The organism is Mycetohabitans sp. B2, assembly GCF_021733735.1.
GTDB classification, from domain to species: Bacteria; Pseudomonadota; Gammaproteobacteria; order Burkholderiales; family Burkholderiaceae; genus Mycetohabitans; species Mycetohabitans rhizoxinica.
In genome coordinates this window covers 41,913-53,227 of the sequence record NZ_JAHKSP010000014.1, presented here as the reverse complement: position 1 = coordinate 53,227, position 11,315 = coordinate 41,913, and the positions used below count along the sequence as shown (strand labels likewise).

10 protein-coding genes are annotated in these 11,315 nt (G+C 62.2%); 5 read left to right on the top strand and 5 right to left on the bottom strand.

Features of this window, described 5'->3' with window-relative positions:
* The first annotated feature begins 76 nt into the window (after window positions 1-76).
* Complete coding sequence (locus KPG66_RS02285; RefSeq protein ID WP_013434340.1) at window positions 77-1,021, top strand: CysB family HTH-type transcriptional regulator; 945 nt, start codon at window positions 77-79, stop codon at window positions 1,019-1,021.
* Window positions 1,022-2,082: 1,061 nt separating this feature from the next.
* Here the strand turns inward: KPG66_RS02285 and KPG66_RS02280 are convergent.
* Entirely contained in the window at window positions 2,083-3,393 is a 1,311-nt protein-coding gene (locus KPG66_RS02280; RefSeq protein ID WP_013434338.1) for a hemolysin family protein, read from the bottom strand.
* 217 nt (window positions 3,394-3,610) lie between these two features.
* On the opposite strand from KPG66_RS02280, the gene KPG66_RS02275 reads away from it, so the two are divergent.
* Both KPG66_RS02275 and KPG66_RS02270 read left to right on the top strand, forming a co-directional pair.
* Window positions 3,611-4,312, top strand: coding sequence for a 16S rRNA pseudouridine(516) synthase (locus KPG66_RS02275; RefSeq protein WP_041753089.1), 702 nt, complete (start codon window positions 3,611-3,613; stop codon window positions 4,310-4,312).
* Window positions 4,313-4,486: 174 nt separating this feature from the next.
* On the top strand, window positions 4,487-4,678 hold the full coding sequence (locus tag KPG66_RS02270) for a hypothetical protein (protein WP_041754049.1): 192 nt from the start codon (window positions 4,487-4,489) through the stop codon (window positions 4,676-4,678).
* A 7-nt stretch (window positions 4,679-4,685) separates the two neighbouring features.
* On the opposite strand, the gene KPG66_RS02265 is transcribed toward KPG66_RS02270, so the two are convergent.
* Window positions 4,686-5,783: an SDR family NAD(P)-dependent oxidoreductase gene (locus KPG66_RS02265; RefSeq protein ID WP_237069908.1), complete on the bottom strand. Its 1,098-nt coding sequence runs from the start codon at window positions 5,781-5,783 to the stop codon at window positions 4,686-4,688.
* 177 nt (window positions 5,784-5,960) lie between these two features.
* On the opposite strand from KPG66_RS02265, the gene KPG66_RS02260 reads away from it, so the two are divergent.
* Both KPG66_RS02260 and KPG66_RS02255 read left to right on the top strand, forming a co-directional pair.
* A complete protein-coding gene (locus KPG66_RS02260) occupies window positions 5,961-6,992 on the top strand; it encodes a CDP-6-deoxy-delta-3,4-glucoseen reductase (protein ID WP_013434331.1) in 1,032 nt (343 codons plus the stop codon).
* Between the two features lie 303 nt (window positions 6,993-7,295).
* Window positions 7,296-8,483 carry an acetylornithine transaminase gene (locus KPG66_RS02255; protein ID WP_237069897.1) on the top strand — a complete coding sequence of 396 codons (1,188 nt, stop codon included), beginning with the start codon at window positions 7,296-7,298 and terminating at the stop codon, window positions 8,481-8,483.
* 113 nt (window positions 8,484-8,596) lie between these two features.
* Here KPG66_RS02255 and KPG66_RS02250 read toward each other — a convergent pair whose 3' ends face one another.
* The 3 genes from KPG66_RS02250 to KPG66_RS02240 are packed head-to-tail and all read right to left on the bottom strand — an operon-like array spanning window position 8,597 to window position 11,313.
* Window positions 8,597-9,313, bottom strand: a complete 717-nt coding sequence (locus KPG66_RS02250) for an ABC transporter ATP-binding protein (protein WP_237069907.1) — start codon at window positions 9,311-9,313, stop codon at window positions 8,597-8,599.
* Between the two features lie 25 nt (window positions 9,314-9,338).
* The gene (locus KPG66_RS02245; protein ID WP_237069896.1) at window positions 9,339-10,115 is read right to left on the bottom strand and encodes an ABC transporter ATP-binding protein; all 777 of its coding nucleotides are present in this window, start codon (window positions 10,113-10,115) and stop codon (window positions 9,339-9,341) included.
* A gap of 19 nt (window positions 10,116-10,134) precedes the next feature.
* A complete protein-coding gene (locus KPG66_RS02240; protein WP_237069895.1) occupies window positions 10,135-11,313 on the bottom strand; it encodes an ABC transporter permease subunit in 1,179 nt (392 codons plus the stop codon).
* Window positions 11,314-11,315: the final 2 nt, after the last annotated feature.

Below are 11,315 nucleotides of genomic sequence, written 5' to 3'. Positions count from 1 at the left end.
AACTGGGAAATCGTAATAGACTCGCTTTATACGTCAAACGACTAAAAAATTCTGTCCTTATGCGGAAGGGTTATATATGAACCTGCATCAGTTCCGGTTCGTGCGCGAGGCCGTCCGTCAGAATTTCAACTTAACTGAGGCAGCCAAGGCCTTGTACACTTCGCAGCCCGGCGTATCGAAGGCGATCATCGAGTTGGAGGACGAGCTTGGCGTCGAGATCTTCACCCGGCACGGCAAGCGCGTGCGCTCGTTGACCGAACCCGGCAGGATCATCTTGTCCTCGGTGGAAAAAATCCTACAAGAGGTCGAAAACCTAAAAAGAGTCGGGAAGGATTACGCAGCGCAGGACCAAGGCAATCTGGTGATCGCCGCTACCCACACGCAGGCGCGGTATTCACTGCCGCGGGCGGTGGCCGAATTCAAAAAGCGGTTTCCGAAGGTGCACCTGTCGATTTTGCAAGGCAACCCGACCCAGGTCGCCGAAATGGTCCTGCACGACCAGGCTGACCTAGCCATCGCAACCGAGGCCATCTCAACGTACAAGGACCTGGTCTCGCTGCCGGCATTCCAGTGGCATCATTTGGCGGTCACACCGCCCGAACATGCGTTGCTTGACAAAAAGGAGCAGATCACGCTGGACGATCTCGCGCAATTTCCGTTGATCACCTATGACAACGCGTTCGCGGGGCGCTCGAAGATTAACCAAGCGTTCGCTTTGCGTGGACTCACACCCGACATCATCCTTGAGGCGATCGACGCGGATGTCATTAAGACCTATGTCGAACTGGGCCTGGGCGTGGGGATCATGGCTGACGTCGCATTCAACGCGCAGCGCGACCGGCCGCTACGCGCGATTCCTGTTGGCCACCTGTTCGGCACCAACACCACACGGGTTGCATTGAAGCAAGGTACCTACCTGCGCGGCTACATCTATACATTTATCGAATTGCTCTCGCCGACACTGAACCGCAAGCTGATTGAGCAGGCGATGCGGGGCAACGCCGATTTGTATGCATGGTGAGCGGGCCTCTTACCGCGTCATGCTCCGCGCGACGTCGCGCTACACGCCATCGCCATCCTCAGGAAAACCGCATGACTGAATACAACAAAAGGCGCCGTACGGTGACGCCATACCGCAGCACAAAGCAACGGGTTGTCGCTGATCACTGGCGCATGCGCCGGTAAGCGTTTGTGCGAGACTTGACATAGTCGTTTGTCGATTAGCCCGTGCAGGCCATCGGCCTCGTCGCGCCCCTCTGCCGCCCAAACGTGCACTCGCCAACCCTCAATAGCCGTGCCGCCTCCTCAGCCTGCGTGAGCCGCTTGTTCTACCAGTCGCTGTAGACTGCTTCGAATCTCATCTTCCGGGTTTCCTTTCAGCAACGTGCCCCGCTCACCGGTGGCGCCCTATGCCCCTCCAAACCGGACACATGACGTGCTACAGACCCGGACAATGCATGGGCTCACGACACTCATGACCGACATGCTTGCCGAGCGTGTCGAATTACGACATAATCACGGTTTGCGCCGCGTGGTGACTTCGATCCTACGCGGATCAGCATCGCTCACGGATAGTGAGTGTGAGGTAGTGTTGCAAGCTGCTTCACCGTTTTGCCCGGGTGGTGAAATTGGTAGACGCAGGGGACTCAGACCAAATTTGAGCCCTTCGGGGGAAACCCCGGAGGTGAAGCCCGTCAAACTCGGTGAAGGCCCTGGACGCGAGTCCGAGCTAATGCCGAGCCAAGCCTTGGCGCCGTGAGGCGTCTTGGAAGGTGTAGAGAGCAGACGGCGGGCACCTAAGGCCAATAGGCTAAGGTGAAGGCGTGCTCCAGACCACGAACGTCCTCTCTCCGAGTGGGCGGCGGCGAAAGCCGAAGTGGGAAGAAAATCCCCCGCCGCAAGGCGTGCCGGTTCGATTCCGGCCCCGGGCACCAACAGTATTTCGGCATAGGCCGCAGTATGCGGACAAACCCCGTGAGATCAACGTCTCACGGGGTTTTCTTTCGTCGATGTGCCAACTCGATGGCCCGGCCGGCGGCGTGAAACCCGGCAGGCTGACGGGATCAATGGCGATCGGCGCTGCTAAGCTTGCGCGCCCTGCGGCGCTTTCGGCCAGACCTTGACCGTCACGATGCGCGGACCGACCCGTTCGTTGACGGTAATCAGGCATGAGCCAAAGTCCACGCTCTGCCCCTGCTGCGGCAATTCGCCCAGTTTGTCCAGGATCATGCCGCCGACCGACTCGGCCGACTGCTCACCAAAGTCCACGCCCAACAGGTGCTCGAGCGAGACGATCGACAGGCTGCCGCGACCGATCACGCTGCCATCCGGCTGCCGTTGCCATTCCACGTCAGTGGCGCGCGTATCGTCCCGGATTTGGCCGACCAGCGCCGCAAGCAGGTCCGGCAACGTGACGAAACCGACCGGCTTGAGCCCGGGACGCCCAATCACCGCAAAGTGAGGCGCACCCGAGCGAAAGCGCCGCAGCAACTCGAGCGCGGGCATCTCCGGCAACACCTCGAGCACGGGGCGCGCAAGCTCGCGTAGGTCGCGCGATGTATGCCCTTCGAGACGACGAAACAGCAAGTCTTTCACGTCGACCATGCCAAGCACCTTGTCGCCACTTTCGTCGAATAGCGGATACCGGCTGTAGCGACTCTTTGCCGCCAACGCCAGGTTTGCGTCGAATGACAGACCCACGTTAAAGCTCACCGCGTCGCGCAACGGACGCATCAGGTCCGATGCAGTCAGCTCGCCGAACTCCAGCGAGTGCGACAACGTACTCAGCTCGTCGCTCGAGAACTGCCGATGCGACCGGCTCGCGCGCACGATCAGCTTCAGCTCGTCACGACCATACGGCGCTTCGGCCTGTCCGGCATCCGACAGGCCAAACCACGCGAGCATCCGGTTCGAGCTGACATTGAGCAATGCAATGGCCGGATACATGATCCAGTAGAACAGGTATAGCGGCACGGCAGTCAGCAGGCCGGCGCGCTCCGGCATCCGGATAGCGAGCGATTTCGGCGCAAGCTCACCTGCCACAATATGCAGAAACGAAATGATCAGGAACGCTAGCGCCAGCGCGATCGCGTCGGCAAGCGGCGGCACGATTTGCAGCATGCTGAACAGCGGGGCCAGCAAATGGGCAAACGCCGGCTCTCCCAACCAGCCCAGCCCAAGCGATGCCAGCGTGATGCCGAGTTGGCAAGCCGACAGGTAAGCATCCAAGTGGGCATGCACGCGCGCCAATACGCGGCCCCGCCAGCCGTAGTGCCGGGAAATGGCCGCGACCCGCGTGCCGCGCAGCTTGACCAGCGAGAATTCCGCGGCAACGAAGAAACCATTGAGAAAGACCAGCAGTAGGGCGGCGACAAACGCAAGAAATGTCTGCATCAGAAAAATCGAAACAGCTCACCGACGCGCGGGAACAAAGGGCCATTGTATGTCAGCGCGGTGACGATGTTGGATCGGCCTAGCGCACAGGTGTTGCGCAGTCGCTGACACGGCCCGCACACCGGCAAGCCGCGACGCGCCGGTGCCCACGCACACGATAACGGGCGCGACCTACACCAACCGCGTCGCGACGATGGCATTGTTAGAATTCCAACGCATGAACCTCGAGAACATTCTTTTTTCCCAAGGCTTCGGATCGCGGCGCGAGTGCAGAGCGCTCGTCATCCGAGGCGCGGTCACGATTGGCGAGCAGCGCTGTGACGATCCGGATGCCGTCTTCGAGCCGGCAGGGCTGGTATTCCACGTGGACGGCGTACGCTGGGCGTATCGGCACCAGGCTTATCTGGTCTTGCACAAACCACCTGGGTATGAGTGCTCGCACGCACCGCAGCACCATCCGAGCGTCTATAGCCTGCTTCCCCCGGCGCTGATCACGCGCGGTGTGCAATGCGTGGGCCGCCTCGATGCGGATACGACGGGCTTATTGCTGCTCTCCGACGATGGGGCCTTCATCCATCGGCTGAGCTCGCCCAAGCACAAGATACCGAAGACGTACGTAGCCACCACGCGCCATCCGGTGCGGGACGCCCAACTTGATGCGCTGCGTCAGGGGGTGCAATTGCACGGCGAGCCAGCGGTGAGCGTGGCGCGCTCGGCACGGCTGCGTGATGAACACACGATCGAGTTGGTGCTCACCGAGGGGAAATACCACCAGGTCAAGCGGATGATCGCCGCCGCCGGCAACCGCGTCGAGCAACTCCATCGCGAAGCCATCGGAGCACTCGTACTGCCCGCGGCGCTCGCGCCGGGGCAGTGGTGGTGGCTCGAAGCCGACGAACTGGGCATGTTGACGGGATGAAACGAGCGGTATAACCGAACTTCGATCCAACTTCGGCACACTAGCAAACTATGGACCACCCGTATGTGTCAGCCCGGGGGTGCCATTGCTGCACCGCAACATGCTTTCCGCAGTCATATGTCTATACTGACCAGTAAGAACGCCATCAGGCGTACGCTGTGGAGGGACGGCACCATGATCATCAGCGACACCTTCGAGATCACCTATATCACGATTGCGTTCGCGTTGCTCGGCGCAATACTGATCGGGGCACTGCTGACCGCACTTCATCTAAAGCGCAAGTACCATCCCAATCTGATCGGCGCGATCCTTGGCGCACTGCTGTGTTTCGCGATCATTGAGGCCATGCCGATGCTCGCATCGTGAACGGCGTTCAGCGGTGCACGCTCGACAATTGGCGCGCGTGCTCGCGCAAAAAGTCCTCGACACTCGGGTAGCGCAACTTAACCATGAGTTCATCGCGCAAACGTCGGTTAGCCAGGCGGCGGGATTCGCGCATGAACGACAATAATGACGCATCCAGTGTGGTCTCGGCCTGTTGCCGCGTGATGCGCGGCACCGGGCGCAAGTCGCATGCGCGGGCGATACGATCGAAGTACTCACCCATTTTCCAATGCGTAGTGTCGACCGCGTGAACGACGCGCTGCGCTCGGCCGCGGAACAACGCCCGGACCGTGATAGTGGCGAGGTCGTGCGCATGGACGTGACCGGTATAGACGTCGTCCACATCGCACAAAGCGGGCGTACCGCGTCGCAGCCGCTCCACGGGCAGCCGCTCGAGGGCGTAGATCCCGGGCACCCTGAGAATCGACACCCTAACAACCCCTCGTGAGCCGGCGCGACGCAATTGGCGCTCAGCTGATGCACGGCGCACCGCGCGCGCGTTGACCGGCCGCACGGGCCGCGTTTCATCGACGAGCGCGCCATCGCAATCGCCATAGACCCCTGTGGTGCTCATATAGACAATGCGTACCGGCGACGGCTGGCGCAGCATACCCGGCTGCCACCGCCGGTGCCACGCGGCACGCGGTGGCCGCTCGGGTACAATGACGCTCTCGGTCGTGCCGCGTCTGGCAGTTGTGTGCGACCCGCCACCGGCCAGACGCGTCACGACTTTTGGCGCACCGATGGCGACGCGCGGTGCGCGGGTAGCGCGCCGCGGACCCCGCCGCGCGCCCAACGCAGCCAATAGCGAGGCAGTGCGGCGATCTGTCGTACCGTGGGCTTGCGGCGGCGCCAAATGCAGCATTTCTCGCGCCACGCTTGCGGCGCGCGCCAGCGAGCGCCGGTCGTCAAGATCGCCGAGCAGCGGCACGAGCCCGGCCGAGCGCAGCGAGGCGAAACGGGCCGGCTGAGTCGTCAGGGCGAACACGCGAAAGCGTTCGCGCAGCCATGCTGCGCAGCGCAACCCGATATCGCCGCAGCCGACCACCAGGATGCGGGGGCGGCCAAAAGCACGGCGGCGCGGCAGCACGGCTGGCCGCACAGGCGCGCCACCGCCGCTGCGCACGGGCGAGGCGGCGGCGGAAGCAGTGTCTACTACGTGCGGCGGCGTGGCGCACGATTGGAAAGATCGGCTAGAAAGGGTCATCGGGTACATTGTAACGGGCCGGCCGATCAGACGTTTTTGTTATTACTCGATTGAACTATGGCATTCAACGTAACGATCCGACAAAGCGGCAAGCAATTCCAGGTCGAAGCCGACGAACCGGTTTTGAGCGCGGCACTGCGTCAGGGTATCGGCTTGCCGTACGGCTGCAAGAATGGCGCATGCGGCTCATGCAAGGGCCAGCTCGTGAGCGGCAGTATCGAGCAGCGTTCGCATTCGTCATCGGCGCTGTCGAACGACGAAAGAACCCGCGGCATGGCGCTATTTTGTTGCACCACCGCGCAATCGGACCTGGAAATCGATATCCGTGAGATCGCCGGCGTGGGCGACATGCAAGTAAAGAAGCTGCCGTGCCGCGTCAATGCACTGGAGCGCGTGGCGCACGACGTGATCGTGCTCAAGCTGCAACTGCCGGCCAATGAACGGCTGCAATATCTGGCGGGCCAGTACATCGAGTTCATTTTGAAGGACGGCACACGCCGCAGCTATTCCATGGCGAGCGCGCCACACCATGAAGGCCCGCTCGAGCTGCATATCCGGCACATGCCGGGCGGCGTGTTCACCGACCACGTGTTCGGTGCGATGAAGGAGCGCGACATCCTTCGCTTCGAGGGTCCGCTCGGCACATTCTTCCTGCGCGAGGACGCCGACAAGCCGATCGTGCTGCTCGCCTCTGGAACCGGCTTTGCGCCCATCAAGGCAATTATCGAGCATGCCATCTTCAAGGGCATGACACGGCCCATGACGCTGTATTGGGGCGGCCGCCGGCGCGGCGATCTGTACCTGGCAAGCCTGGCCGAGCAATGGGCACGCGACGTGCCCAACTTCAAGTTCGTGCCGGTGCTCTCCGAACCCGATCCGGCCGACGGCTGGCAGGGCCGCACGGGTTTCGTTCATCGTGCCGTTGTCGAGGATCTGCCAGACTTGTCGGGCTATCAAGTATATGCATGCGGCGCCCCGGTGATGGTCGAGGCCGCGCAGCGCGATTTCACCGCGCATCACGGCTTGCCAGCCGACGAGTTCTATGCAGACTCGTTCACCAGCGCAGCGGATCTGGCGAACGCGGTCTGACCGGGTCGCATGGCGGCGTGCCCGCACCGAGCCGCATGCTGAGCAAGCGCGACGCAATTTCCGGTTTACAACCGGCGCTTGCGTCGCGTATTCTTCGCGGATGATTCGCGCTCAAGCCCATCTGCGACGTCGTTGCTTGCTGCTTCTATAGGGAAGCCGCTGGCTCGTCCCGGACTGTCGCGCAGAATTGCCGCGCACCGGATTACCAAGCCACGGACTTCCGTGGCTTTTGTTTTTTCCGGATCCTTTGTTCCCGTTGGTCGTTGCGTGCGATCGCATTCCCGTTGAGCGGAGAGACTTGCCATGAATTTCCAGGATTACCCAATCCAGTCGCTGATGTACATCACCGATCGTCCCGATATCGTTTTCACGCACGGCAACGGATCGTGGCTATACGACAACAATGGCAAGCGCTATCTGGACTTCATCCAGGGCTGGGCGGTCAATGCGCTTGGGCACGGCAACGACGCGATGATCGACGCGCTGAACCGGCAGGCACGACTGTTGATCAATCCGAGTCCGGCGTTCTACAACGAACCGATGGCACGGCTGGCGACGTTGCTGACTGACAACAGTTGTTTTGACAAAGTGTTCTTCGCCAACAGCGGCGCCGAAGCCAATGAGGGTGCAATCAAGCTCGCGCGCAAGTGGGGCCGTAAGTTCAAGGGCGGCGCCTACGAGATCATCACGTTCCACCACGGCTTCCACGGTCGCACGCTGGCGACGATGTCGGCCAGCGGCAAGCCCGGCTGGGATACGCTATATGCGCCGCAGGTACCCGGCTTTCCGAAGGCCGAGTTCAACGATATCGGCTCCGTCGAGAAGCTGATCACCGACAAGACCGTTGCGGTGATGCTCGAGCCGATACAAGGCGAAGCCGGCGTGGTTCCCGCGTCGCGCGAGTTCATGCAGCAATTGCGAGCCCTCACGCGCGAACGCGGCGTGCTGCTGATTGTTGACGAAGTGCAAAGCGGCTGCGGCCGCGCCGGCACGCTGTTCGCCTATCAGCTCAGCGGCATTGAGCCGGACATCATGACGCTGGGTAAGGGTATCGGCGGTGGCGTGCCGCTGGCCGCGTTGCTCGCCCGCGACGAGATCGCGTGCTTCGAGGCCGGCGACCAGGGCGGCACGTATAACGGCAACCCGTTGATGACCGCGGTCGGCGAAGCGGTGATATCGCAGCTCGTCGCGCCGGGCTTTCTCGAACACGTGCGCGAGAACGCCCGCTACCTGAGCGAGCGGTTGCTCGCGCTGTCCGACGCGCGCGGGCTGGCCGGCGAGCGTGGCGAAGGCATGCTGCGCGCGTTGCTGCTCGGCCGGGATGTCGGGCCACAAATCGTCCAGAAAGCACGCGAGTTGGCGCCGGAAGGCCTGCTACTGAATGCCGCCCGCCCTAACCTGCTGCGCTTCATGCCGGCATTGAACGTGACGCGCGCCGAGATCGACCAGATGCTCACGATGCTCGACAACGTGCTGGACCAGGTGCTGTGAGCCCAGGGGGGCGAGGCCGATATGCGGGCCGGCGCCCGATTGCCGGCAGTATGGGCTGCGCCCCTCGTCCTTAAAAATCAATGGGATCCACCCGCGGCCGGCGCCCAGTTGGCTCACTCACCGAGGTAGGCGGCGCGCACCTTGGGATCGTCCAGCATCTGTTTGGCGTCGCCCGACATCGTGATCGCACCGGAGTCCATGACGTAGCTGCGGTTGGCCGCCTGCAGCGCGAGGCGGGCATTCTGCTCGACTAGCAGCACCGTCATGCCTTCCGAGGAAATCGCCCGCACCACCTCAAAGATCTTCTCCACCATGATCGGCGACAGGCCCATCGACGGCTCGTCGAGCAACAGCAGCTTGGGCCGCGACAACAGTGCGCGCGCCATCGCCAGCATCTGCTGCTCGCCGCCCGACAGCGTGCCCGCCAACTGCGTGGCGCGCTCCTTCAAGCGTGGGAAGAAACCGAACATGCGCTCTACATCGGCCTTGATGCCATCCGAATCGGTACGCAGATATGCGCCCATCTGCATGTTTTCCAGGATCGACATGCGCGCGAAGATGCCCCGGCCCTCCGGCACCATCGCCAAGCCCCGCTTGAGCAATTCGTGCGTGGGCACGCCCTTGATCGACTGCCCCAGATAGAGGATATCGCCCCCGGCCCATTCCTTGATCCCGGCGATCGCCTTCATCGTCGTGGTCTTGCCCGCGCCATTGGCACCAATCAGCGTGACCAGCTCACCCTGCCTGACCTTCAAGTTCACCCCGTTGACCGCCTGAATGCCCCCGTAGGCCACCCGCAGTCCCTGGATCTCCAGCATTGCCCCGTTCATTGTGCGCACGTCGCTCGCGGCCATCTCAATGCACTCCTGCGCCCAAATAGGCTTCGATCACCTTCGGGTCCTTCCGCACGTGCTGCGGCAGACCATGTGCGATGACCTTACCGTAATCCAGCACGGTCATGCGGTTACACAAGTGCATCACCAGCTTCACGTCGTGCTCGATCAGCAAGATGGTTTTGCCATCGTCGCGAATCTTCTCCAGCAGTCGCGTGAGTTCGACTTTCTCGGTCGCGTTCATCCCCGCGGCCGGCTCGTCCAGGGCCAGCAGCTTCGGGTCGGTCGCCAGCGCCCGCGCAATCTCCAGCCGCCGCTGGTGACCGTATGATAAATGGCGGGCCGTGTAGTCGGCGTACTGCAGCACGCCCACATAATCCAGCAGTTCCAGCGCGCGCGCCTTGATCTCGCGCTCTTCCTGCCGCTCGGCCGGCGTTTGCAATATCGCGCCGATCAACCCGTGGCGCGTCCGCACGTAACGCCCGACCATCACGTTCTCCAGCGCCGTCATCCCGCCGAACAGCCGGATGTTCTGGAAAGTGCGCGCGATGCCGGCCTTGACCACCTGGTAGACCGCGGTTGGCGTGTACGGACGGCCGTCCAGCACGAACTCGCCCGAATCCGGCGTGTACAACCCGGTAATCACGTTGAAGAACGTGGTCTTGCCCGCTCCGTTCGGGCCGATCAGCCCATAAATCTCGCCCGAGCGGATCTCCAGCCCCACATCGGAAAGTGCCTGCAGGCCGCCAAAGCGCTTGTTGACGCCCTTCACGGATAGCCGAATCGTTTGCTCACTCATTGCTATTGACTCCGTGTCTCTAGGCGCGCCACGCGCGCAAGGCCTTCTTGCCGTTGCGCCGCGCGGGCTTGGCGAGCTTGTCCTCATGCTTGGCCGCCGGCCACAGCCCCTCCGGCCGATACAGCATGATGACCACCATCGCCAGGCCGTATAGCAACTGTCGGATCACTTCCGTGTCGAGGATGGGATGGCCAAAGATCGCGTTCTGCAACGGTCCCATCGTCGAGCGCAGGAACTCTGGGAATACCGCGAGCAGCACCGCGCCGAGGATCACGCCGGGAATATGCCCCATGCCGCCAAGCACCACGCACGCGAGCACCACTACCGATTCCCAGAAGGTGAACGACTCCGGTGACACAAATCCCTGGAACGCACCGAACATCGCACCGGACAGCCCGCCGAATGAGGCACCCATTGCAAACGCCAGCAACTTCACGTTGCGTGTGTTAATGCCCATCGCCTTCGCGGCGACCTCATCTTCCCGAATCGCGGCCCACGCGCGGCCGATACGCGAGTGCTGCAGCCGCGTGCAGACGAAAACCACGAACAGCGAACAGAGCACGAACAAGTAGTAATACAGGTAGACCGTCGGGAACTTCAGGCCGAACAGTTCGTGGGTCTGCGCGAGATTAAAGCCGCCGATCTGCACCGGATCGATGCCCGTGATGCCCTTTGGACCGTTGGTCACATTCACCGGACGATCCATGTTGTTCATGAAGATCCGCACGATTTCACCAAAGCCCAGCGTGACGATCGCCAGATAGTCGCCCCGCAGACGCAGCGTCGGCGCGCCGAGCAACACGCCGCACACGGCGGCCAAAGCCATCGCCACCGGCACGATCAGCAGAATCGATACGTGCAGCCCGCCGGGCGCCAGATGCGCAATCCACTCGAATTGGGTGGTGAGATGAGGCGAGGACAGCAGTGCGGCCGTATAAGCGCCCACGGCATAGAATGCGATATAGCCCAAGTCCAGCAGTCCGCAGAACCCCACCACCACGTTCAGCCCCAACGCCAGCATCACGTATAGCATCGCGAAGTCCAGCACGCGCACCCAGTAAGGCCCGCCTGCGGCGCCAATGAGCAGTGGCGCGCACACGACCAACGCTGTCACCAGCAGCATGACCACATGGTCCTTCGCCGTCTTCTTGATCGAAACCCGTGTCATGGACGGCTCGATAGGTTGAATGGAACGCATAT